We start from the raw sequence: 24,149 nt of genomic DNA, 5'->3' as shown, positions 1-24,149 counted from the left end.
TATGGAAGAGATAAAAGTTTTTGCGCCGGCTACCGTGGCCAATCTCTCCTGTGGATTTGATGTTCTTGGCTGTTGCCTGGATTCAGTAGGTGATGAAATGTTGGTTAGGAAAAATGATCTAAATGAGGTAAGGATTACTAAGGTTACCGGGCAGGATCTACCTTTGGAGGCCGACGAGAATGTTGCAGGTGTTGCCGTGAAAGCCTTACTAAAAGATCTGGATTCAGATCAGGGATTCGATATAGAGATCAGTAAGAAAATAAAACCTGGCAGTGGCATAGGGAGTAGTGCGGCCAGCTCTGCTGGAGCCGTGTTCGCTGTGAATAAGCTCCTAGGGGAACCTTATACTGCTAAAGACCTGATTTCTTTTGCAATGCAGGGAGAGCTTATCGCCAGTGGGAATGAACATGCCGATAATGTAGCACCAGCCCTGCTAGGAGGATTTAGTCTGGTAAGGAGTTACTGTCCTCTGGAAGTCCTTAGTCTTCCGGTACCTTCAGAATTGAGAATGGTGGTCTTACATCCATTGATCGAGATAAAAACTAAAGATTCACGTTCTATAATTAAACAGAATGTAAGCCTGAAATCGGCTATAAATCAGTGGGGGAATCTTGGGGCTCTCGTAAGCGCCCTTTATACCGAAGATTATGATCTGCTTGGCAGAAGTCTGGAAGATGAGATTGTGGAGCCTATTCGCTCCATTCTTATTCCCTATTTTCAGGAATTGGATGAGCTTACAATAGCAAAGGGAGCTTTAGGTTTTGGAATTTCGGGTTCCGGGCCATCAGTGTATGCTTTATGTAAGGGAGATGAAAATGCTGAAAATGTAAGGAATGCTATCAGGGAATTTTATGAGAAGAAAGGGATCGAATTTGACCTGCACCTTTCAGGAATTAATCAACAGGGAGTTAAAATACTATGAAATATTTTAGTTTAAACAATAGAGAACATATAAGCAATTTCGAAAATGCGGTTATAAGGGGACTGGCTCCCGATAAGGGTCTTTATTTCCCTGAGGAAATCGTGAAGCTTTCTGAGTCATTTATAAAGAAACTACCTGAGCTTGGTAAAACTGAAATTGCCTTTGAGGCTATAAAAGATTATGTAGGTGGCGAAATCCCTGATGCTGAGCTCGAAGAGATCATAAACACTACTCTTGATTTTGACTTTCCTGTGGCCAGAGTAAAGGAAGGTATAGGAAGCCTGGAACTTTTTCATGGACCTACACTGGCGTTTAAAGATGTTGGTGCCAGATTTATGGCAGGTAGCCTGGGATATTTTATAAAAAAAGGGAATATCGGTAATGTGACCGTACTTGTGGCCACTTCAGGTGATACCGGTGGTGCTGTGGCCAATGGTTTTCTGGGAGTTGAGGGAATAGATGTGGTAATCCTCTATCCAAAAGGAAAAGTAAGCGAGATCCAGGAAAAGCAACTCACAACACTGGGACAAAATATCACAGCTCTGGAAGTAGATGGTGCCTTTGATGAATGTCAGGCGATGGTAAAACAGGCTTTTCTTGATGAGGAGATCACCAAAAATCGGAAACTTACCTCTGCTAATTCTATCAACCTTGCAAGATGGTTACCGCAAATGTTCTATTATTTTCTTGCATATAAACAATTACAGGAAAAGGATGAAAAACTGGTGTTTTCAGTCCCCAGTGGGAATTTCGGGAATATTTGTGCCGGGATGCTTGCACGGGAAATGGGACTACCTATCGATCATTTTGTAGCATCAAACAACGCAAATGATACGGTGACAAATTACTTGGAAACCGAAGTCTATAAGCCAAAACCAAGCGTTCAAACTATATCTAATGCTATGGATGTAGGTGATCCGAGCAATTTTGTGCGTATACTTCAGCTTTTCAATAATGAATATCTGTCTCTAAAAAAGAATCTTTCAGCTTATAGTTTTGATGATGAGTTGACTAAAAAAGCTATTAAAGAAGTCTTTGAAGAGACCGGTTATGTAATGGATCCGCACGGAGCCGTTGGCTATTTAGGTCTACAGGAATTTCTGAAAGATAAGAGCGGATATTATGGCACTTTTCTGGAAACTGCCCACCCGGTGAAATTTTTGGATACTGTGGAAGAAGTGATAGGCGAGAAGGTATCAATACCAGATTCAATAGAAAGAATAATGCACAAAGAGAAAAAATCCCTCCAGATCAGCAATTATGAAGATCTGAAGGGATATTTAATGAGTTAATATTTTGCAGGCTCACCTTCGCCAGGCAAAGTGTTCTGAATAAATTCTCTCAGATCATTGTTTGCCTTTTCAAGGTCCTCGCTTCGCAGATACATCATATGGCCGCTTCGGTATCCCTTAAAGCTGAGGCGGTCTTTCATTTTTCCGCTTGGATCGAGTTGCCACATGGAATATTTTGCATTGAAATAAGTGGTAGCTCCGTCAAAATATCCGGACTGGATCATTACATCCAGATTCGCATTCTGGGCCATGGCCTGTCTAAGATTTTCTCCGGTGTTATTTCCACTTCGGTCCCATGGATGAACCGGCCCGAACATGAAATACTTAAGATCGGTCTTAAATTTAAGTTCTTCACGTAAATAATAGTTGATTGCCGGGGTAAAGGAATGCAACCATGAAGTGAGCTCAGAATTATAGTCAGGGCTATCTCCAGATTCTTTGGCATCCAGGCCACGGTATCTTGAGTCAAGACGCCCAACGGAAAAACCTTCATCTTCACGTAGTAATTCCTTCCAGAAATATCTGAATGGTACTTCGAGATTATTTTGCAGAATTACTTTTTCTGAGATCCCTGAATAATAAGCCATTCTTTCAGCTACTTCCTGCTTTTTTGAATCTTCCATGAAACCGCCTTTCACCAGTACTGGTAATAATTCATTGATGGCATATTCTTCCACTTCCGGAAGCAACTCGTGCAGGTCTTTACTCTGAAGTTCCTGCGGTAAGGCATCATGGTACCATGCCGCTGCGGCAAAATAGGGCAGGCGGTTCGCAATCTCTACGGGACCTTCACGGTCCAGACCTATTTCGGTAGGTGAGACCAGGATAACTCCATTCAGATACATCCACTGGCTGTTTTGTAATTCGAGGGCCAGACCTGAAACCCTTGTAGTACCATAACTTTCTCCGATCAGGTATTTAGGAGATAACCAGCGATTCTTCCTGGTCACAAAAGTATTCAGCCATTCTGCCAGGTATTCTATGTCAGCCTGAACTCCAAAGAATTTTTCGCGGTCAACTTTCCCTTCCTTATCAGGGATCGGACGGGAGTATCCAGTATTTACAGGATTCACATAAACTATATCGGCCACATCAAGTATTGAATGCGGATTTTCTTTTATTCCGTAGGGTTGAACAGGAAAACCCTCATCATCTATTTTCAGCACACGAGGCCCCGTATAGGCGATATGCATCCAAACAGAGGCTGAACCGGGGCCACCATTAAAGGAGATCACTAAAGGGCGGTTTTCGGTATTTTTAACTCCGTTTCTGGTGTAATATGTATAAAATAAACTTGCAATTGGCTCCCTGTCTTCATTCCATAAAGGGAGGGTTCCAGTTTCGGCTGTATAATCGATTCTTTCTCCATTAATATTTACCGAATGCCTGGTAACCACAGAAGTGTCCAGGGGGACCTCAACTTTCTGGGCATAAATGGTAAGGAATGAAAAAAGGCTAAAGACAATTAAAAAAGAAATTTTTCTCATTTGAAGTTCTATGTTCTAAGGTTTAAAATTTAATTCTTGTTATTTAGATTTTCATCCCTGAAGACTATCACATAGCTGAGTACTATCGCTCCAACAGCCGCCAGGATAAAGAATAACATGGCAAGGCCGGGATAGCCAAAAATGGTAAAGTCTGAAGGGATTTGCATAAGCATGGAAGCTCCTACGATCATGGCGGCTATAATGAGACCAAGGGTGATTCGGTTTGCCACCTTTTGAAAACCATCGGTAACGCGTTTTTCGTCTATCGCGTCTATTTTGATCTTCATTTCATTATTGGCCAGGTTTTCTGAAATACGGTTCATCCTTTCGGGCATCTTCTCCAGGAAATGTTTTGATTCAATGAGCGTACTAAAGAAATTTTCAGGCTTTAGTTCATTGACCATCTTCTTGCGCATGATCTCATGCACATTTCTCTGAATGGCCGCTCTAAGATCGAATTCAGGATCAAGCATAGCTACGATCTGATCCAGATTAAGAAGTATCTTTCCCAGGATGTTGATCTCCACCGGTAATTTTATATGAGTATTAAGCGCAAGTCTGTTAAGCTGAATGAGAATTCGTCCCGTTTGTAGATCTTTGGCCCTGCTGTTCTCACTTTCCATGATTACATCACTCACTGTCTTGGCAAACTGTTTTGGCTGGGAGTCTTCTTCCATTTCGCTCATCTTAAGAAGAATATGAGCGGTTTTTTCACCATTGCTCCTGCTTATGGCTAGTAATAACTCGATAAGATTCTCCTGTAATTGAGGCGTGAAACGGGCCACCATACCAAGATCTATAAGAGCTATTCGGTTATCATCTGTAAATTTGATGTTGCCGGGATGGGGGTCGGCATGAGCGAAACCATCGTTAATGATCTGTTGTAAATATGCCTCTACGAGTTCTTCCACCAGGTCTGAAAAATCATTCTCCATTTGTCTTAGTGGAGAAAGGGATGTGATCTTTTTTCCACTAACGAATTCCATGGTCAAGACCTTGGAAGAGCTATAATCATCTACAGATGCAGGAATTATCAAGTGATCATAGCTCTGAAGGTTTTCCTTTAATGTCTTGAGGTTTTGAGCTTCTTTATTATAATCGAGCTCGTTGATTAATATTCTTCTTAATTCGGCAAAGACTTCATCTATCGCATAGGTTTTAGCACTCTCAAGATGTTTTACGGCCATCTGGGTAAGTTCATCCAGGGTCTCCAGATCCTCCATGAATTGTTTTCTAATTCCCGGTCTCTGGATCTTAACTGCAACGGGCTTACCCGAATTTAGTTCTGCCCTGTGTACCTGACCAATCGATGCACTGGCAAGGGGTTTTTCTTCAAATAAATTGAAGGCTTTGGATATTTTGGTTCCCAGTTCTTCCTCGATAATTTTTTTCACTTCTTCAAAGGGAACCGGTGAAACATTGTCCTGAAGCTTAGCTAAAGCCTGGAGATATTCGTCCGGTAATAGATCGGGTCTTGTAGAAAGTAGCTGGCCAAGTTTTATATAGGTAGGCCCCATAGCCTTAAGATCCTCAACCAATTCTTCTGGCGTTTGGTCAAACTGATGTTCTTCATCTTCATCCTGAAGGGCCTCATTCATCGCTGCTGAGGTCGTCTGCCGGAACAGGTCACTATTCCAGTATTTCAGCATAAATCGTATGAATTTATAATATCTTTTGATCTTATCTGGCGTGGTGCTCATTGGTAATAAAAATGGTTAGGGTTCTAAATTTATGAAATTAAGCAGTATCAGAAAGAAAGCATTTTGTTTAAATGGTTAATATTATTGGGATGCCCAAAAAGATAAAGCAGATCACCCTGATGTATGGTCGTCTCTGGAGAGATCTCGGTGAGGTAACGTTTATCTCTCTGAATTGCCAACAGTGTTACACGATAGTTCTTTCCGATTCCGGACTCTTCAATGCTCTTGCCTACGATCTTATGATTATCCCTTTGTACTTTAATAGTGACAATCTCTTTGTTAGGGATGTTCAAATGTTGCAAAGCAGGGGAGTGGGCAGTTTTCTTCATAGAAGTAAGCATCTCATAATCTGAAGATCGTATCTGGTTGATGAATTCCTGGATCTCATCGAAAGGAACCAGGTATTTTTTCAGTACTCTGGTAAAGATCTCGATAGAGGTTTCAAATTCTTCGGGAACTACTTCATCGGCACCAAGCCTGATGGCATCTTTGATTTCTCTAACATATTTAGTTCTTACAATTATAGTTGCAGTTTGTGTGAACTGACGGATACTCGAGAGCATTTTTCTGGTGGCTCCGGGATCAGAAATAGCGATCACGATGACTCTTGCTTCCTGAACATGAGCATGTTTAAGAATGGTAGTATTTGTAGCATCCCCAAAAATTATAGGCTCTTTTTTGGCTTTGGCTTTTTCAAATGTTTCAGGATTCGTATCCAGTATCACATAAGGAATTTCGGCCTTACGGGCAGCTTTGGATATATTTTCACCATTGATTCCGTACCCGATGATCACAAGGTGGTCATGCAGGTTTTCTTCTGAAAATTCCTCTTCAGCCTTAGTACTTCTTTTAATGTTTTCAAGACGTTTTCTCACGGCTGAAGGTATAGGGGCTTTCAGAATGGAATAGGTGATACGCGGTGCATTTTCAATAAGAAATGGAGTGATACCCATGGTGATAATTGAAATTGCAAGGAAATACTGGTAAATATTTTCAGGAATTATTCCACTTTCTTTCCCCACGCCCGATAGCAATAATGAGAATTCACCCACCTGGAAAAGACTGAAAATCACCAGGAAAATTGTCCTGGCGGGGTATTTTAATATAACCACGGTAAGTCCCATTACCAGCATTTTTAATAGTATCACTCCCATTACCAGCAAAATAATGTTGATAATATTGCTAAAAAAGAAATCAAGGTTCAAGAGTGTGCCTACCGATATAAAGAAGAAACTTATAAAGATCTCCCGAAAGGGAAGCACATTTGCGGTGGCCTGGTGGCTGTAATCTGATTCTGAAATTATGAGACCGGCGAAAAAAGCTCCTAATGCAAGAGAAAGACCTACGGTTGAGGTTAACCAGGCAATACCAAAACAGAAAACTACAACTGTAAGTACAAAAAGTTCCTGATTCTTAGTTTTTACCACCCATCCAAATATTTTTGGTGCTACGAACCTGGCGAGTATATATACCAGAATAAGAACGATCAATATTTTAATTGCCATGATCGAAACGGTATAAAGGATATTCGGAGTCTCTCCCGCAAGCAGCGGAGTGAAAAGCATCATGGGAACTACGATGATATCCTGAAAAATAAGGATCCCCAAACCAATTCGTCCATGAGGAGAGGCTATCTCGCCTTTTTCCTGTAGCAGCTTTAAAACGATAGCGGTACTACTTAAACTAAAAAGGAATCCGAGGAAAATAGAAGTGGTCCATGGCAGACCTATGAAATGCGAGATCGCTGCTGTTATAAGAATAGTGCCTCCAACCTGTAATCCACCTCCTAGAAATATGATCCTTTTTATCGATGCCAGACCTTTCAGGGATAATTCTATCCCAATCACGAATAGCAGGAAGATGATCCCTATTTCAGAAAGCAGTTCCACTTCGTGCTGGGAGCTTATCAAATTGAATGCATGTGGTCCTGCAATGATCCCGGCTATCAGAAAACCAAGTATGGCCGGTAGTTTTAACCGCTGAAAGATGAGGATGATCAAAATTGATAATCCCAGAATAATCACAATATCCTGAAGAATAGGAATTTCCATAGGTTGGTTTAATTGAATTTTAAATATAAGAAGATAACGCTCATAGGATCTTAATATTAAACAAAAAAAGCGGCAGGTTTTTCCTGCCGCTTTCTTTACTGCTTAAAATTCTATTAACCTTTTAACCACGCATTGCGAAGTTCAATCTGGTCACCATCGGCATTCTGGATCTCTGCATAGGTTTTCTCCATATCCTTTGGTGTAGTGATCTTTCCTTCAAGTTCGATCTCTTCTCCGCCTCTTTTTATAGTGACAGTAATATCGTCACCTTCACTCCAGGACTGGCTGGCCATGATAAGGTCGTATACATTTTCGATATTATATTCAGTTCCGTTTATAGACTTGAGCGTATCTCCACCCTCAATTCCAAGGTCTTTAAGAAATGTATTCATTTCGATATCTGAACGGAATACTATTTCCTTGGTTTGCTGGTTAGCGGTGATGTAAGGACTTTGTCCGTTGATGAAGTAATCAACTTCTTTCATAACCTCTTTTTCTTCCAACCCGGCTTTTGCAAAGAATTCGTCATAGGGAATCGGGGTACTGCCAGTTACATAGGTATCAAAGAAATCCTGGATCTCCGGGTAAGTGAGCTCTACGATAACCGGAATTAAATTGTCATCTTCAAATGGTTTATCTTTTCCATATTTTTCATTCAGCTTTTTCATAAGATCAAGAATTCCCATTCTTCCGCCACTAAGCTCTCTCAAACGGATGTCCAGGGCCATACCTATTAAAGCTCCCTTCTGATAAACATTGTAATACATGTCTTTATACTCGTCTGTAAGGATGTTTTTGCTCATAACCGTAAAAGGAACAGTATCATCGAACCTTTTGGAGGTATTGATCTTTTCAACCATCCGGTTATAGAACTCCTGGTTGCTAATGAGTCCCTGGTTTACCTGGAAAAGATTGGCAAAGTACTCGGTTACCCCTTCATACATCCATAAATGCTTGGACATTTTTGGATCGTTGTAATCAAAATAATGTATTTCGTTGGAATGAATTCCAAGTGGGGTAATAATATGGAAGAATTCGTGAGAGACAATATCGGTCATACTTTTATCAAGAGCTTTCGCTTCCATACTTTCGGGCATAACTACAACTGTTGAGGTATGATGCTCAAGAGCTCCAAAATTTCCGGCATTTCCTTTTCCAGGTGAATCCGATAAATAAACGATGATAGCATACTTATCAGTACTATTTATATCACCAAGAAATCTTTTTTGGGCACGGATCATTTTCTCCATTTCCGGTTTAAGACTTTTTGCTGAATGTACTTTGTTGGGTGAGTATACACTTAGCAAAACCTCCATATTCTGAACCATAAAGCTTGCAGTATCAGGCTGTGCATACATAATAGGGTTGTCTATCACTTCAAAATATCGATCAAGGTTATAAATATCGGTCTTGGAACTGCCGGTCTCGCTGTTCATAGTTCTGTCTACAGTAAGGGAAGTTCCCGGAATAAGATCTGCAGGTCGCTCAATTTGTAAACGGTACTCTTCTTCTTTCATATCCTTAAAATAGCCGACAAAACCATGTAAGTTCAGAAGGAAGTTTTTATCTTTAAGAATATTGGTTCCGGCCATCGAGTAAACCCCACCTTCATTTTCCCAATCGAAAGAATCATTTACCTGATAGATCACCTTATCCAGGTCTTCAGCATCTTCAATTTGCCAGCTGTTATCATCAAGTTTTATCACTTCCATTTCATTGCCCTTATAATCCAGGGCCTTGAAGTTTTCTGAAAACTTTCCGTAGTTGTCTGTACTATAAGTGCCGGGAACGGTTTTAGGAATATAAAAAGTTGTGGTTTCTGTGGTAAAACGATCGGGGTCTACACTTACCCATACTTTATCATTTTCAACATCTACTAAATCGATGGTGGCCACTACAGGCTGATCAACCTGAGGCACATTCGGGGTTTTACAGGCAAATAACATTGAGGCTGCCGCAATTCCCATTAATAATTTCTTCATAAATAAGTTGTCTTTATTTTATAAGACATAAAGTAAGTGAAATTGTTACAAAAAAATAAAGGCGCCAATCGGCGCCTTTAAAATGATTTAAAAATCAGTTTTATACTCTAACGTGACCTTCACCTAAAACATAATATTTGTTGGTAACCAGCTGTTTTAGTCCCAGAGGTCCTCTGTGGTGTAATTTATCGGTAGAGATCGCAAGTTCTGCACCAACACCCATTTGTCCACCATCTGTAAACCTGGTTGAGGCGTTGTGGTATACGGCAGCGCTGTCTACCTGTTCCATAAAGGTTAAAGCTTCATCCTTATCAGTGGTGATAATTGAAGCAGAGTGACCACCTGAATAATGGTTAATCTTTTCGATGGCCTCATCCAGGCCGTCTATAGCTCCAATCACAATTTTCATCGCCAGAAACTCTTCATACCAGGTATCTTCTGAAGGTACCTTCTCTTCATCAGTAAGTACTTTTGAGACTTCATCATCTACCAGTACTTTTACTTTATTGTCACTGAAAAGTTCCTGAAGTTCTTTTAGCTTGCCTTCATAGTCTTCAATATTCTTATCTACAAGCACCTTATCCAGGGCATTGCATCCAGAGATTTTGTCGATCTTCGCATTCAGCATCACTTTTTTGGCTACTTCAAAATCGGCATTTTTAGAAACATAAAGGAAATTATTTCCTCTACCACTAACCAGCACGGCACCTGTAGCATGTTCCTTCACAAAACCGATTAGCCTTTCACCGCCACGAGGTACAATAAGGTCTAACTGTACTGGTGGATTCTTCAGGAATTCCTGGGTTTCTGTTCTATCCATGTGCAGCAATTCGATCCAGCTTTTTTCCAGACCATTTTCTTCAAGAGCTTCATGCCAGCATTCTTCAAGAATCTTATTGCTATGTATGGCTTCTTTACCTCCTTTGAGGTAGATCTTATTATTAGCTTTAAAGGCCAATACAGCTGCTTCAATAGTTACATCAGGTCTTGATTCATATATGATTAAAATATTTCCGAAAGGAGCTGTTTTGTTCGTGATATCAAGTCCGGTATCAAGCTTACGATGCTCGATAACCTGTCCTACAGGATCATCCTGTTCCATCACTTCACGAACTGAACGTATCATATCGTCAACTTTTTTATCGTCAACAACGAGCCTGTCGTACAAAGCCTGATCATCCCTGCTAAAAGCATCCTGATCTTTTTTATTTGCTTCAATAATTTCATTACGCCTTTTATCCAGGATCTGCATCATGGATTGAAGGACTTTATTCTTGGTTTCAGATTTTATCAACTTCATTTTTTCGTTTCTTTAGTTTAGTTACGTTAATCTATTTCTTTTATGAGGTAAACTTGGTACCTACCGGTTTTCCTGCCATTATATCAAGAATCACATCCTCTCGTTTACCATTTGCTATATAGGTTGTGATGTTTTTTGATGCGGTACCTTTAGCTATCTTGATCTTGGATTCCATGCCTCCGCGGCCTTCACCTTCACCTTTATCTGATTGCTGAACATACTTTTCAACATTCTCGTCAACCTGAACTTTGTTCAGTTTCTCAGACTCATCATCTTCCGGGTGGCCGGTATAGAGTCCATCAGTATCACTAAGAATGATAAGTTTTTCTGCTCCAATCAGTTCAGCCACAAGGCTGGCCAGCTCATCATTATCTGAGAACATAGACATGGTTACCGAAACAGCATCATCTTCATTCGCAATAGGAATAATTCCTTCTGAAAGTAAAGACTCATAGCAGTTTATCATGTTCTCTCTATGGATTCCCGGGCTAAAGTCCCTTTTTGTAGCCAGTACCTGCGCACATCTCATTCCGTAATCGTGAAAAATACTGTAATAGTGGCGCATCATACGAGGCTGTCCTACTGAAGAGTATACCTGTCTTCTTTTACTCTCGTCCTCGATATTGATCTCTCCAAGGATCTCTTTTCCAGCTATAGCCGAACCTGAAGAAACAAGAACTACCAAAATATCCTCTTCATATAATGTAGCTATTTGCCTTACGAGACTTTTTAATACGGGACCTAAAATTCTGTTGTCTTTATTGGTCATTACATTTGTACCAACTTTTACAACAATTCTTCTCTTATCTTCCATTTTAGTTTATTTATAAGCTAAATTAAATTTCGGGTTATTTGTCTTCTCCCAGTTCTACAGCACGGTCAAAGGCAGCATAGGCTGCGTCTTTTATTAATTCCTTTACATTATTATCATCCATGGAATCCAGTGCTGCCCGTGTGGTACCTCCCTTAGAGGCTACTCTTTCCATCCAGGTATCAGGTGAAAGGTCGTTACGATTGAAAAGTTCTACCGCACCTTCAAAGGTTTGACTTACCAGTACTCTGGAATCGTTTTTAGAGAATCCCATTTTAAGGGCTGCTTCAAGCATTGATTGCATAAAGTAAAATACATAAGCAGGACCACTACCAGAGATTCCTGTAGAGGCATCTATATAGTTCTCATTTTTAACATGTATAGATTCGCCGGTTGTATCAAGTAGATTGCGTACCATTAATAATTCTACACGGGAGACCTCCTTTGATTCGGTATAGGAAGTAACACCTTTACCAACCTGCGCGGGAAGGTTAGGCATAGATCTTACTACTTTCTTCACACCCAAACCAGCCTGAATCTTTGCGATTGTAACTCCGGCCATCAAGGAAACATATATCTGTTCTTCATTGACCATAGATCTCATTTCTTCAAAAAGATCATCGCAGTGATAAGGCTTAACCGCAATGAATACCATATCGGCTTGGGGCAGGCAATCTTCGAGCTTCTCGTAAACATCAAAATGGTCCATTTCTCTTAATCTTGCTATAACATCTGCAGATTTGTCGAATACCATTAAATTTCTACGATTAAGCATGGCAGATTTTGCCATCCCTTCTGCGTAGGTTAATCCCATGTTACCTGCTCCAATTACTAATGTTTTCATTTTTTCTTTTTTGGTTCTAAATTTTTTTTGAGGCTTTCTGCCATCTAATTCGGCACACTTGGCGCAAAGACCATGCGATAAAGCATTTTCAGGATTATGAACCGAATTTTGAACCAATAATTTAGTTCGATTTTATTGAAGCTTGCACTAATAAAAACATAAATTCTTGTAAAATATCTTAAAATCAACTTCGTCTTTATTGATGATTTTATAATAATTGTGGATTCATATTAATAAAAAGTGGGGATTAACTTCTCTAAATTAAGAATGTGTAATTCAGGATGCTAATGCTGAAAATTGTTTTTAAGGCTTATTTCTTAAAAAAATGTTATTTATTTCTGAATTAGATTTCCAAGGATAATTATTTGCATATTTGGCAAAATCCTGCAAATCTGTCAGGCTTGTGAATGGTGAGAAGAGATGATTTTATAGCCCCCCAAAATTATTTGGCATGGAATTTTCTCTTAATGGGGCAATTGTGTCGAAATGATAGGAAATACTAAGCATTTGACTCAATAAATATGTGATATGGAATAAGGAGTAAAGGAAAATTTAATTATAATTACCGCTTCCTGATAATCTTTATTGATTATAAACAAAAACCTACTACAGTCTAGTTAATGAAAAATTTTAAAGAGAGGCCAAAGGCTGATACTACAAAAGATAAAATAGCCGATCAGGCAAGAATTATTGCCGTTGGGGCAAGTGCCGGGGGATTGGAGGCCCTTAAAAAATTCTTTAAGAACATTCCGGCTGATGATAAGAACGCTTATGTGGTAATTCAGCATTTATCTCCCGATTATAAAAGTATGATGGGAGAACTCCTTAAAAAGAATACTAATCTTCCCATCGTACAGATATCTGACCAAATGAAGGTGAAACCTGGGCATATTTATTTGATACCCCCGGCCAATAACCTTATACTGGAAGATGATATTCTTCACCTTAAAGAGAAACCAAAAAGCCAGATCCTCAACCTTCCTATAGACATGTTCTTTGAATCCATGGCTAAACAGAGAAAGGAAAGGGCCATAGGTATAGTTTTAAGCGGCACCGGTAGTGACGGAACGCGAGGTGTGCGAGCTATTAAGGAGAATGACGGGATGGTGATGGTACAAGAGCCTACTGAAGCCAAGTTTGATGGAATGCCCAATAGTGCCATTAACACGGGACTTGTAGATTATATACTCCCGGTTTCAGAAATGGGACCAGAGTTGAAAGAATTTATTTCCACTCCTCCAATATTTCATTTCAAAGATGGGGATGTTCAGTATGATGAACAGGAGCTTAATAAGATCCTTAATTATATTGATGAGAAGGCGGGGTTGGATTTCAGGGAGTACAAATATGCGACCCTGGCACGAAGAGTTGCCAGAAGGGTGAATATTTGTAAGTGTAAGAACCTCTCTGAATATTATAACTATCTCACAAGCGAGGAAGAAGAGGTTGAGATCCTATACAGGGAATTCCTTATTGGAGTCACCAAATTCTTTCGTGATGAAAAGGTATGGGAAGTACTTAAGACTGAAGTTTTCCCAAAAATGATTTCCGAAAAAGAGGACGGGGATATTTTAAAAGTCTGGGATGTTGGTTGTAGTACGGGAGAAGAAGCCTATTCTTTTGCCATGTGTCTGCATGAAGAAATGGAGAAGCAGGAAAAGGACCTGGAAATCAAGATATTTGCCACCGATATATCTCAGCCACATCTTGATATTGGTAGTAAAGGTATATATCCTGAAAGTATTGTGGCAGATGTTTCAAAGGAAATGCTACTTAAGTATTTTCTAAGCAAATCCAATAGCTACCAGATCATTGAGAAAATAAGGAGAATGGTAATATTCTCCCAGCATAATATTATTAAGAATCCACCATTCAGTAATATGGATATGGTGGTTTGCCGAAACCTTCTTATATATTTCCAGAACAGCATTCAGAAGAAAGCTCTTAATATGCTTCATTATGCATTGAAGAAAAATGGAGTACTGGTCTTGGGTACTAGTGAAAGTGTACACAGTCATAAAGACAATTTCTCTGAAATTGACCGTAGATGGAAGATCTATAAGAATATAGAACCTAGTAAGAGACTTAAAAATGGCATTAGTCATGCTTCTGCCATGGGTGCAAAGACTACCAAATTGCTGGAGAACAGGTCAGGCCCGGAAAGAAAGATTTTCAGGTCTCACTCTAATCCAATTCGGCAAAAACTTCAGAATGAGTTGAACGAAACCATTCTTGAACAGTTTGGAGGAGCCTCACTTTTTGTGGACACAGATTATAATATACTTCAGGCTGTGGGAGAATTCAGGAAATATGCGAATCTGCCAGTTAGCGGATTTTCCATCAATCTTCTGGATATGCTGGATAGCGATCTGAAGTATATCGTGCAGTCTTCCTTCAATAGAGCTCATAAGAACAAGGAAAAAGTAGTTTACCGCGATGCGGTGATAAACCAGAAAAACAAAAAAATCGGGGCTGATATTATCATCAAGCCTTTTACAGATCATAGTATAGAAGGGGAGACCAACTATGTGATCACTTTTGTTGAAAAGGAACTTAACCTTAAAGAAGTTGAGGAGATTGCAAAAGTAAGTCCTTCAAATCAAACCAAAGAATATGTAGCCAGTCTTGAAGAGGAGTTAAAGAAGACAAAAGAAGATCTACAAACTTCTCTTGAAGAGATTGAAACCAGTAACGAGGAATTACAGGCTGCCAACGAGGAACTACTGGCCTCTAACGAGGAACTTCAGAGTACCAATGAGGAGCTTCAAAGTGTAAATGAGGAAATTAACACCGTAAATGCAGAGAATATTCAGAAGATGGACGATCTGGCAGCCCTGAATGCTGATATGAATAACCTTCTGAAAAGTACCGATATTGGTGTGATATTCCTGGATTCAAATCTGAAGATTCGAAAATTCACTCCGGCGATTAAGAAGCATTTCAGTCTGATCAATGGTGATATTGGCAGGCCTATCGATAATTTCACAAATAGTTTTGGCCTAAGCCGAAAGCAGAGTTTCCTTGATCGCTGTGAAAAAGTACTTGATACAGGAAAGGTGCTTGAAAAACCAATAGTTTCGAGAGAAGGTAAGAACTATCTGCAACGTATATCTCCTTATATGGATTCAGATAACAAGATAAATGGAGTAGTGATCTCCTTTATTGATATCGAGACTATCCAGAAATCCAAGGAGAAATTAATGGCGAGTGAGAAGCGTTTCAAATCTTTCTATGAAGACGATCCCGTATTGCATATTAGTGTAGATCCAAAAAGTTCAGAGATTGTACAATGCAACAAGAAAGCGATTCAGAAACTTGGATATGAGAAGAAAGAGGAGCTTATTGGCAAACCTATATATGAACTATTTGATGAAGACTCCAAGCTTTCAGCTTTAAAGCTTAAGTCCAACATAAAGAAATCTGGGGAGCTTGTAAATCTTGAGCAGAATATGCTTACCAAGAAGAAAAGAGTTCTTCCTGTTATCCTGAATGCCACCGCCGAAAAAGACGAAAAGAACCATCTTAAGACTATACGTTATACTTGCGTGGATATTTCAGCTCTCAAGAAAGCCCAGGAACAGCTGCGAGAGCAGAAGAATGACCTGGAAAGGGCAAACCGAGATCTGGAACAGTTTGTTTCCATATGTTCTCATGACCTTCAGGAGCCACTTTCTACCATTAAATTCGGTAGTGATGTTCTTGGTAAAATGTATGCCAGTAAACTGGATGAAAAGGGAGAGAATTATATCAAGTATATCAAAAACGCATCAGACAGGCTTTCGGCACAGATACGCGCCTTACTGGAACACTCCAGGATTGGTAAGAATGGCAAGAAAACCCTTGTTGATACCAAGGAGATTGTTGAGGTAGTAAAATATGATCTTGGTAAAAGTATGAAAGATACGGGCGCACAGATACATACCGGAGCGCTTCCTAAACTTAAAGGGTATGAGGTTGAACTAAGGTTACTTTTCCAAAATCTTATAAGTAATGCCATAAAATATGTTCCCAAAGGAAGAAAACCGGAGATCCGTATCTCGGCTTATAAAGAAGATAAATACTGGGTATTTTCAATAGTTGATAATGGGATGGGTATCTCAAAAGAGGATCAGCGAAACATATTCACCATCTTTAATCGTGTTCCCGGCAATGAAGATATGAACGGGACCGGTGTTGGTTTGGCCCATGTGGAGAAGATCGTCCTTTTACATGAAGGTACTATCTGGGTTGACTCTCAGGAAGGAGTGGGGAGCACCTTTTATTTCAAATTAAAAGCCAACTAATTATATGCCCCAAATAAGCTATCCTGAAAAGGTAGATATGACCAACTGTGATAAGGAACCCATTCACATTATTGGTAAATCCCAGTCCCATGGTGTAATTGTAGCCTGTGATAAAGTAAGCCTTGATATTACTCAAATAGGAAGGAATTCTGAGGAATTTTTTGGAGCGCCTTATCACGAACTACTTTCTAAACCTCTGGGGGCTTTGATAGGAGAGAAGAGAGCCAGTGAGCTTGAAACCTTGAAAAATGAAGAGGAAAGGCCTGAGGTAAAAGAAGTGAAAATAAATGACAGGGATTTTGTGATGATCCCTCATATTTCAGAAGATAGTCTTATTCTTGATTTTGAGCCTGCCCGAAGTGATTATAATCCTTATGAATATCAGAGGCAACTTACCAGTATTCTAAATACTCTGGGTTCCTCAGAAACACCCGAAGATCTTTGTGCAGACGCGGCAAAGATAACCAAGGATATATTTGGTTACGATCGTGTAATGGTCTATAAGTTTGATGAAGAGTGGAACGGAGAGGTCATAGCCGAGGAAAAGGAACAGGATTTGGAAAGTTGGCTGGGTTTGCATTACCCGGCAAGTGATATCCCTAAACAATCCCGTGAATTATTTATGAAACACCGCGTTCGTATCATTACGAACGTTGATTATGAGCCCGTACCTATAGAACCGGAACTTTCCCCAATAAATGGAGAACCTCTGGATCTTTCAAAGTCTGAACTTAGAGGAGTGTCACCAATTCATATCGAATATCTCAAGAATATGAAGGTTGGCGCTTCCCTTACCGCGGCATTGATAAGTAACGGTAAGTTGTGGGGCCTTTTGGCATGCCATCACTATTCAGCAAAATATATCAATTACTATCACAGGCAAACCTGTGAATTCCTAACCCAGATATTTTCCAATGAACTTACTCTCAAGGAAACCAATAGATATATTGCTAAGCTTGAAGAATGGGAATCTATCAGAGGAGACCTTGTGGTTCAGATAGAATCTGAAGGGAAGATCAAAAAAGGACTCTCAGAGCAGAAGGTGCTTTTTACCGATTTAATGGAATGCGAGGGAGGAGCCATTATTCTGGGAGGGAAGATGCGCCTGGTTGGAAGTACGCCTTCTAAAAAACAGGTAAAGAGATTGGTTGAAGAATTTCTATCCAAACAGGACGATTCGGTCTACTTTACTAAAAACCTCACTAAATTTCATGAACCTGCAAGGGAATTTCTTGATGTGGCTTCAGGTATATTAAGTGTGAAACTGGGTAGAAGCAATAAAGACTTCCTTATGTGGTTCAGGCCAGAAGTGGTTCAGAACGTTAGCTGGGGAGGTAATCCAGATAAGAAAGCGAGTTTTGATGAAGAAAAACAAAGGATGACGCCCCGAAAGTCCTTTGAGAAATGGACGCAAAAGCTAACGGGAGTATCCGATCCATGGTTGGATTACCAGATAAGTGCGGCCAGAGCCATTAGAGAGAGTTTAAGTAATATCATTCTGGAAAAACAAAAGGTAAAGATAGACAGGCTTAATCAGCAATTACTGGAGGCCCATGATGAACTTGAACTTTTTAGTCAGGGACTTTCCCATGATCTTAAGGCGCCTTTACGGGGTATAGACGGTTATGCCCATATACTTAAGGAAGATCATTACAATAGCCTGGAGAAAGATGGGCAGCAGGCAGTAGATACGATTCTCAGTTCTACAAGGGAAATGCAGGAACTCATAGATAACATTCTTTCATTTGCCGGCGTTTCAGGTCAGAGCCTGGATAAAGGTATCTTTTCGGTAAATCATTTGGTTGAAGATATATTGCAGTCCTTCAACACTAAAACCAATTATCCAAATACAAAGATCCACATGGATAAAGACCTGCCCCGGATGATGGCAGATAAAAGGATGATGCAGCAGGTATGGTCCAACCTTATTACCAATGCTTTAAAATATTCTGAAAAGGAAGACCGCCCCGAGATTGAAATTGGGGCCAGGGGTTTTGAAGGAAAGACCACTTACTATGTTAAGGATAATGGAATTGGCTTTGACCCAAAACACAAGGAAGATATTTTCAATCTTTTTTCTAGGTTTTCAGGAGACGGTTTTAAAGGAACCGGAATTGGTCTGGCCATTGTGAAAAAGATAATTGAAAAACATAACGGCAGGATCTGGGCTGAAAGTGAACCTGGAAAAGGCACTGCATTTTACTTTCATGTTTAACAGATCAAAATTGCCAGAAACTCGGGTTTGTAATATTTTCGTATTCCCGATTTCTGAATTAATTACCCAATGATCAAAACATCCCTTCGAATATTACTAGTAGAAGATCTTGATACGGATGCAAATCTCATCAAAAGGCAAATCCAAAAAATAGTGGAAGATCCTGTTGTTGAGGTTACAGATAATCTGGAAGATTGTAAAACCCATCTCGTGAATTTCGCACCAGATGTGGTACTTTCAGACTATAATTTACCTAATTGCACAGGCCTCGATGTTATGGAGCTGGTTAAGGATTTTGACAGTAATATTGATTTTATTTTTATTACGGGAACTATTCATGATGAAGAGCTCGCAGCGAATACCATTCTCAGTGGTGCTTCTGGCTATATTCTGAAAAAACATATGAACAATCTGGCTGAAAAGCTGGAACCTTTCCTGAAAAAGGTGGTGGTGAATATGGTTGCCAGGGATGAACTAAGGGAGCGTATTAGAAATAACAAGATCACTGTGAATCAGATCTACGATTATCTGGATAAGATCCATACCGATAATGCCGAGCAGGTAGAGAATATTAAAAAGATTAAGGCAGCGATGAACAAGTTCAAAGTAGATGACGATGCTGAATAGATTAAGAGAGGCTACAGCCGAACTGCATAAGAAACTGGAGGGAGAGAATCTGGCCAACAAGATCGTGGATCATTCTATCAATCTTGACGAATATAAACTACTGCTATACCAGAATTATTTAGCTTATAGCACGGTGGAAGATCAGCTGCTTGAATTTATCCCGGGCCAAAGCCAAGATAAGTCGGAAAAGCTTAAAAATGACCTTTCAGAAATGGGGATGACAAATTTGGATTCTGAATCCTTATTTGAATTCAGTTGCAAGAATGAAGCCGAAGCAATAGGCGCGGCCTATGTTATTGAAGGTTCAGCCATGGGTGGAATGATCATAGGCAAGGAGGTAAAAAAATGTGATTCTCTTAAGAACCTACCTGAGCAAACTTTCTTTAATGGAACCAGGGATAGTATAAAAGGCTGGAATGAATTTTTAAAATTCCTGCGTTCAAGAGAATTTACAGAAAAAGAAAAAGAGCTTGCCGCCAATAAAGCCAAAGAAACATTCAAACTTTTTGAAAAGGCCTTTAATGTAGAGTTTTCTAATTGTTAGAATTCTTTATTCTGTAGGTTTGGAAAAATTAGTTAAGTTTAGTTTCTAAACTTCTACTATATGCTCTTCAAATCCAGAATTATTTTCTTTTTCTTTTTAATCTTTTCAAATTGGCTTCCTGCCAGTGCTCAGGGTGGCCGAATTCCTGCCCGTGCTGAAAATGGGATGGTATCAAGCAGCCATTATCTGGCTTCTGAAGCTGGTCGGGACATCCTGGAACGCGGTGGTTCGGCGGTAGATGCTTCAGTTACCACAGCCTTCGTTTTAGCGGTTACCTTACCGGCAGCGGGTAATGTTGGAGGAGGAGGTTTCCTGGTTTATCATGGTGCTAATGGGAAATCTACTACTTTCAATTTTAGAGAAAAGGCTCCATTGGCCGCTACAAAGACCATGTATCTTGATGAGGATGGAAAAATAAGGGATAATTCCAATCATGAAGGCATTCTCGCAGTTGGAGTTCCCGGTACCGTAGCCGGTTTATATAAAGCCCATCAGAAATATGGAAAGTTAAAGTGGGCAGACCTCGTACAACCCGCAATTGAGATTGCCGAAAAGGGATTTGCTATAAGTCCGGAAATAGAAGGGTTTTCAACCTGGCTGCTGGCAAATAAGGAAGACTATGAATCTACAGCCAGAATCTTTCTTAAGGATGAAAAGACGGCTTTAAAAGCTGGTGATATTCTGGTTCAGAAAGATCTTGCCGAAACATTAAAGCGTATTAGGGATAAAGGACCTGACGGATTCTATAAAGGAAAAACAGCCAGGTTGCTGGCCGATTTTATGAAATCGGAAGGAGGAATTATTACCCGCGAGGATCTTCGTAATTATGAAGCTCAGGAACTTGAGCCATTAAAGGGCTTATACCGGGGCTATGAAATTATTGGAATGCCTCCACCAAGTTCCGGAGGTACGGTATTAATTGAAATGCTGAATATTCTGGAAGGTTTTGACCTAAGTGAAAAAGGCCATAATTCTGCGGAAAGCATTCATCTTTTAACAGAAGCGATGAGAAGGGCCTATGCAGACAGGGCTTTGTTTCTGGGCGACCCAGATTTTAATGAGGATATGCCATTAGAAAAGCTAACTTCGAAGGAATATGCGGCAGATCTTCGTAATACCATTCAGTTACACAATGCTTCTGTGAGTGATTCAGCGAATTTTTCGGAGGCTCATTTAATATATGAAAGCCCTCAAACCACCCACTTTTCGATAGTAGATGCAGAAGGAAATGCGGTTTCGCTTACCTACACTTTGGAACATTCCTATGGATCCAAAATCGTTGTGAAAGGTGCAGGTTTTTTATTGAACAATGAAATGGGAGATTTCAATCCAATTCCAGGTCACACCGATACCAGGGGATTAATAGGAACAGAACCTAACCAGATAGAACCGGAAAAAAGAATGCTTTCCAGTATGAGCCCCACAATCGTAGCAAAAGACGGGAAGCCGGTTCTAATCATAGGTTCGCCGGGTGGACGTACCATTATAAACACCGTTTTACAGGTAATTGTGAATGTCATAGATTATGAACTGAATATTGCTGAGGCCATAGAATCACCAAGGATACATCACCAGTGGTTACCCGATGTGACCCGGTTTGAGGATTGGGGGTTTTCACCGGATACTAAAAGGATCTATGAAGAAATGGGACATAAAATCGAGCTGAGGTCCGTTCAGGGGCAGGCAATGGGTATCTATATTGATCATGAAACGGGGATGATATATGGAGCTGCCGATAGCCGAAGCTATGATGGAAAGGCTGTTGGATACTAAAGATTCACTTCTTTTAATTCCCTCACTTCTCCTGAATTCATACCGTCAAGTTTTTCATTGGCGATACGCACCCTTACAAGTCTTAAGGTTGGGAAACCCACAGCCGCCGTCATTTTCTTTACCTGGCGGAATTTTCCTTCGGTGAGTGTGATGCTAACCCAGCTGCTTGGCCCGTGCCTTTCATCCCTGACCTTTTTAGCTCTTTCCGGAAAATTAGGAATATTCAAAAGCTTTTCAGTCTTACATGGAAGTGTACGGTATTTTTTGCCATTAATGCTTATATCAACTCCCTCCCGAAGTTTTTGTATTGCCTCTGATGTGATCTCGCCATCCACCTGAACATAATATTCTTTTTCTGAATTTCCGGCAGTGATCTTAGTGCTCAGTTTTCCGTTGGTAGTTAACAGCAAAAGGCCTTCTGAATCTTTGTCAAGTCTACCAACAGCCATGGTGCCTTCCGGGAAATCATAGAGCTCTCCCAGCAGTTTGTGCTTGCCGGGCTTCTTCTGATTGGTAATGAACTGACTGAGATAGCCGTATGGTTTATATATCTTGAAATGCCTGTGCATAGACCGAAAATAGAAAAAAAGAGGCTGTCTAAAAAGTTGTTTTACGGTCATTGCGAGGAATGAAGCAATCTTTACATAATGGTAATCAAAAAACAGATTACTTCACTTCGTTCGTAATGACGCCTGAGTTTACTTTTTAGTCAGCCTCTCTCTTTAATAATCAATTAATCCATTCCAGGCTGGGTGATTTCGAAATTCTGCTCCTCCTTTTCTTTCGCAACCATTTCTTCGACTTCCTTTAGCAGGGCTTTTGAATCATAGATGATACCATCCTTGATGGTGTATTTAACCCCGCCTACGCGAACCACTTCATTATTTTCAGTGAGTTTTATAGCACCCGTTCCATAAAGCACTTTAAGATTCTGTAGCGGATTTTCTTCCACGATTACAAAATCTGCCAGTTTACCGGGTTCAACGGTTCCGAGATTATCATCCATTCCCAAAGCCTCAGCACCGTTAAGTGTTGCGGCTCTTACAACTTCGAGTGGATGGAAACCGGCTTCCCGTAGTAACTCGAGTTCTCGAACGTAGGCAAACCCGTAAAGCTGAAATATGAATCCCGAATCAGAGCCTGTAGTCACCCTTCCACCACGGTTCTTATACTCATTAACGAATTCCATCCAGATCCTGTAGTTTTCTTTCCATGCCACTTCTTCTTCAGTCCCCCAATAGTGCCAGTACGAACCATGAGATATTTTACTGGGTTGATAGAACTCCCATAAAGAGGGAAGGGTATAGGTCTCATGCCATTCGGCTCTTCTTGCTCTCATAAGGTCCCGGCTGGCCTCATAAATATTGAAAGTAGGATCAAGGGTGAAATCCAGGGCAAGCAAAGTATCCATGGTCTCATTCCAGTGTTCCGATCCCGGACCAGCGGCCTGCTTCCATAGTTTGCCAGCTTCCGCGAACCTGTGCTGTTCATTCAGATAGTTATAATCCAGGGGATAATCCTGTACCGTGCGGTCATCAAAGAGCGCTTCCGGCAATCCGTACCAGTGTTCCATAGAGGTTAACCCGGCTTTTGCAGAGTTGAGTACATTCCATCGTCCCACACTCAATTGCGCGTGGTGCATGGCAGAACCTTTACCAAGTTTTCCGTTTTCGTCGAGAGCGGCCTTCATGATCTCAGGAGAAGCTCCAAAGAATTTTATCCCGTCAGCTCCTCTTTCGGCATTTTTTCTTACCCATTCCCGCGCTTCGTCAGTTGTAGTAATAGGTTCTTTTTTTCCGGAGCCAAAAACGGTGTAACTAATGATCCTGGGACCTGCCAGTTCCTTAGCCTTTATTTTTTCCTTGAGGTCCAGGGTCCAGTCAATACCCGGTCCTCCAACTTCCCGAACGGTGGTGACTCCGTGGGCGAGCCATAGCTTAAAAACATATTCAGGACTTGCTCCCTGCGCCTTGCCACCAATATGGGCATGCATATCAATGAATCCTGGCAAAAGGTACATACCGTTGGCATCCAGTTCACGTCCACCTTCTTTCAATTCAGGTCTTTTTGATTCATCGATTTCCACACCGGGATAACCTACATTATGAACTCCTGTGATCTTATTGTTTTCTACTGTAATATCAACAGGACCTAATGGCGGAGCTCCGTTTCCGTTAATAAGGGTAACTCCTCTTATGATAAGCTGATTAAAAGGGCCTTCACCTTTATTCTGCGAAACAGAAGTGTGTATGACCGCAAAAAGAAGGGGAAAGAGAAAGTATATCTTTTTCATTTGAGTATTAATTTATAAAGAAACA

At 40.4% G+C, this 24,149-nt stretch carries 16 protein-coding genes; 7 read left to right on the top strand and 9 right to left on the bottom strand.

Features of this window, described 5'->3' with window-relative positions; all coding sequences use genetic code 11:
• Position 1 precedes the first annotated feature (1 nt).
• Both NE848_RS13765 and thrC read left to right on the top strand, forming a co-directional pair.
• On the top strand, positions 2 to 922 hold the full coding sequence (locus NE848_RS13765) for a homoserine kinase (protein WP_252114596.1): 921 nt from the start codon (positions 2 to 4) through the stop codon (positions 920 to 922).
• The gene (gene thrC / locus NE848_RS13760; protein WP_252114594.1) at positions 919 to 2,214 is read left to right on the top strand and encodes a threonine synthase; all 1,296 of its coding nucleotides are present in this window, start codon (positions 919 to 921) and stop codon (positions 2,212 to 2,214) included. Before NE848_RS13765 ends, thrC begins: the two co-directional genes overlap by 4 nt.
• On the opposite strand, the gene NE848_RS13755 is transcribed toward thrC, so the two are convergent.
• From NE848_RS13755 to proC, 7 genes are all read right to left on the bottom strand, one after another.
• A complete protein-coding gene (locus NE848_RS13755; protein ID WP_252114592.1) occupies positions 2,211 to 3,701 on the bottom strand; it encodes a S10 family peptidase in 1,491 nt (496 codons plus the stop codon). The genes thrC and NE848_RS13755 overlap by 4 nt on opposite strands.
• A 29-nt stretch (positions 3,702 to 3,730) precedes the next feature.
• Entirely contained in the window at positions 3,731 to 5,401 is a 1,671-nt protein-coding gene (locus NE848_RS13750) for an ABC1 kinase family protein (protein WP_252114590.1), read from the bottom strand.
• 47 nt (positions 5,402 to 5,448) lie between these two features.
• Positions 5,449 to 7,452: a monovalent cation:proton antiporter family protein gene (locus NE848_RS13745; protein WP_252114588.1), complete on the bottom strand. Its 2,004-nt coding sequence runs from the start codon at positions 7,450 to 7,452 to the stop codon at positions 5,449 to 5,451.
• Between the two features lie 113 nt (positions 7,453 to 7,565).
• The gene (locus NE848_RS13740; protein ID WP_252114586.1) at positions 7,566 to 9,434 is read right to left on the bottom strand and encodes a M61 family metallopeptidase; all 1,869 of its coding nucleotides are present in this window, start codon (positions 9,432 to 9,434) and stop codon (positions 7,566 to 7,568) included.
• 100 nt (positions 9,435 to 9,534) lie between these two features.
• Positions 9,535 to 10,734: a glutamate-5-semialdehyde dehydrogenase gene (locus NE848_RS13735; RefSeq protein ID WP_252114584.1), complete on the bottom strand. Its 1,200-nt coding sequence runs from the start codon at positions 10,732 to 10,734 to the stop codon at positions 9,535 to 9,537.
• A gap of 40 nt (positions 10,735 to 10,774) precedes the next feature.
• Positions 10,775 to 11,548, bottom strand: coding sequence for a glutamate 5-kinase (proB, locus tag NE848_RS13730; RefSeq protein ID WP_252114582.1), 774 nt, complete (start codon positions 11,546 to 11,548; stop codon positions 10,775 to 10,777).
• A gap of 34 nt (positions 11,549 to 11,582) precedes the next feature.
• Positions 11,583 to 12,389 carry a pyrroline-5-carboxylate reductase gene (proC, locus tag NE848_RS13725; protein ID WP_252114580.1) on the bottom strand — a complete coding sequence of 269 codons (807 nt, stop codon included), beginning with the start codon at positions 12,387 to 12,389 and terminating at the stop codon, positions 11,583 to 11,585.
• 620 nt (positions 12,390 to 13,009) lie between these two features.
• On the opposite strand from proC, the gene NE848_RS13720 reads away from it, so the two are divergent.
• The 5 genes from NE848_RS13720 to ggt all read left to right on the top strand — a co-directional run bounded on the left by NE848_RS13720 (position 13,010) and on the right by ggt (position 21,831).
• Positions 13,010 to 16,672, top strand: a complete 3,663-nt coding sequence (locus NE848_RS13720; RefSeq protein WP_252114578.1) for a CheR family methyltransferase — start codon at positions 13,010 to 13,012, stop codon at positions 16,670 to 16,672.
• Positions 16,673 to 16,676: 4 nt separating this feature from the next.
• Positions 16,677 to 18,887 carry an ATP-binding protein gene (locus NE848_RS13715; protein ID WP_252114576.1) on the top strand — a complete coding sequence of 737 codons (2,211 nt, stop codon included), beginning with the start codon at positions 16,677 to 16,679 and terminating at the stop codon, positions 18,885 to 18,887.
• 69 nt (positions 18,888 to 18,956) lie between these two features.
• Positions 18,957 to 19,514 (top strand): response regulator, encoded by a 558-nt coding sequence (locus tag NE848_RS13710; RefSeq protein WP_252114574.1) that lies wholly within the window; start codon positions 18,957 to 18,959, stop codon positions 19,512 to 19,514.
• On the top strand, positions 19,504 to 20,058 hold the full coding sequence (locus NE848_RS13705; RefSeq protein WP_252114572.1) for a biliverdin-producing heme oxygenase: 555 nt from the start codon (positions 19,504 to 19,506) through the stop codon (positions 20,056 to 20,058). The genes NE848_RS13710 and NE848_RS13705 overlap by 11 nt, the downstream gene beginning before the upstream one ends.
• A gap of 60 nt (positions 20,059 to 20,118) precedes the next feature.
• Positions 20,119 to 21,831, top strand: coding sequence for a gamma-glutamyltransferase (gene ggt, locus NE848_RS13700; RefSeq protein ID WP_252114570.1), 1,713 nt, complete (start codon positions 20,119 to 20,121; stop codon positions 21,829 to 21,831).
• On the opposite strand, the gene NE848_RS13695 is transcribed toward ggt, so the two are convergent.
• Both NE848_RS13695 and NE848_RS13690 read right to left on the bottom strand, forming a co-directional pair.
• Positions 21,828 to 22,400 (bottom strand): pseudouridine synthase, encoded by a 573-nt coding sequence (locus NE848_RS13695; RefSeq protein ID WP_252114568.1) that lies wholly within the window; start codon positions 22,398 to 22,400, stop codon positions 21,828 to 21,830. The two genes, ggt and NE848_RS13695, sit on opposite strands and share 4 nt — an antisense overlap.
• Before the next feature lie 164 nt (positions 22,401 to 22,564).
• Positions 22,565 to 24,124 carry an amidohydrolase family protein gene (locus NE848_RS13690; protein ID WP_252114566.1) on the bottom strand — a complete coding sequence of 520 codons (1,560 nt, stop codon included), beginning with the start codon at positions 24,122 to 24,124 and terminating at the stop codon, positions 22,565 to 22,567.
• Between the last annotated feature and the right edge of the window lie 25 nt (positions 24,125 to 24,149).

The sequence above is a fragment of the Gramella jeungdoensis genome (genome assembly GCF_023805255.1).
Taxonomy (GTDB): domain Bacteria; phylum Bacteroidota; class Bacteroidia; order Flavobacteriales; family Flavobacteriaceae; genus Christiangramia; species Christiangramia jeungdoensis.
This window is presented reverse-complemented; position numbering and strand designations above follow the sequence as displayed.

Coding starts and splice junctions, on each gene's coding strand:
- NE848_RS13750 (WP_252114590.1), bottom strand. CDS start 5,401: ATGAGCACCACGCCAGATAAGATCAAAAGATATTATAAATTCATACGA.
- proC (WP_252114580.1), bottom strand. CDS start 12,389: ATGAAAACATTAGTAATTGGAGCAGGTAACATGGGATTAACCTACGCA.
- NE848_RS13755 (WP_252114592.1), bottom strand. CDS start 3,701: ATGAGAAAAATTTCTTTTTTAATTGTCTTTAGCCTTTTTTCATTCCTT.
- NE848_RS13735 (WP_252114584.1), bottom strand. CDS start 10,734: ATGAAGTTGATAAAATCTGAAACCAAGAATAAAGTCCTTCAATCCATG.
- NE848_RS13695 (WP_252114568.1), bottom strand. CDS start 22,400: ATGCACAGGCATTTCAAGATATATAAACCATACGGCTATCTCAGTCAG.
- NE848_RS13705 (WP_252114572.1), top strand. CDS start 19,504: ATGCTGAATAGATTAAGAGAGGCTACAGCCGAACTGCATAAGAAACTG.
- NE848_RS13715 (WP_252114576.1), top strand. CDS start 16,677: ATGCCCCAAATAAGCTATCCTGAAAAGGTAGATATGACCAACTGTGAT.
- NE848_RS13745 (WP_252114588.1), bottom strand. CDS start 7,452: ATGGAAATTCCTATTCTTCAGGATATTGTGATTATTCTGGGATTATCA.
- NE848_RS13710 (WP_252114574.1), top strand. CDS start 18,957: ATGATCAAAACATCCCTTCGAATATTACTAGTAGAAGATCTTGATACG.
- NE848_RS13765 (WP_252114596.1), top strand. CDS start 2: ATGGAAGAGATAAAAGTTTTTGCGCCGGCTACCGTGGCCAATCTCTCC.
- ggt (WP_252114570.1), top strand. CDS start 20,119: ATGCTCTTCAAATCCAGAATTATTTTCTTTTTCTTTTTAATCTTTTCA.
- NE848_RS13720 (WP_252114578.1), top strand. CDS start 13,010: ATGAAAAATTTTAAAGAGAGGCCAAAGGCTGATACTACAAAAGATAAA.
- thrC (WP_252114594.1), top strand. CDS start 919: ATGAAATATTTTAGTTTAAACAATAGAGAACATATAAGCAATTTCGAA.
- NE848_RS13740 (WP_252114586.1), bottom strand. CDS start 9,434: ATGAAGAAATTATTAATGGGAATTGCGGCAGCCTCAATGTTATTTGCC.
- NE848_RS13690 (WP_252114566.1), bottom strand. CDS start 24,124: ATGAAAAAGATATACTTTCTCTTTCCCCTTCTTTTTGCGGTCATACAC.
- proB (WP_252114582.1), bottom strand. CDS start 11,548: ATGGAAGATAAGAGAAGAATTGTTGTAAAAGTTGGTACAAATGTAATG.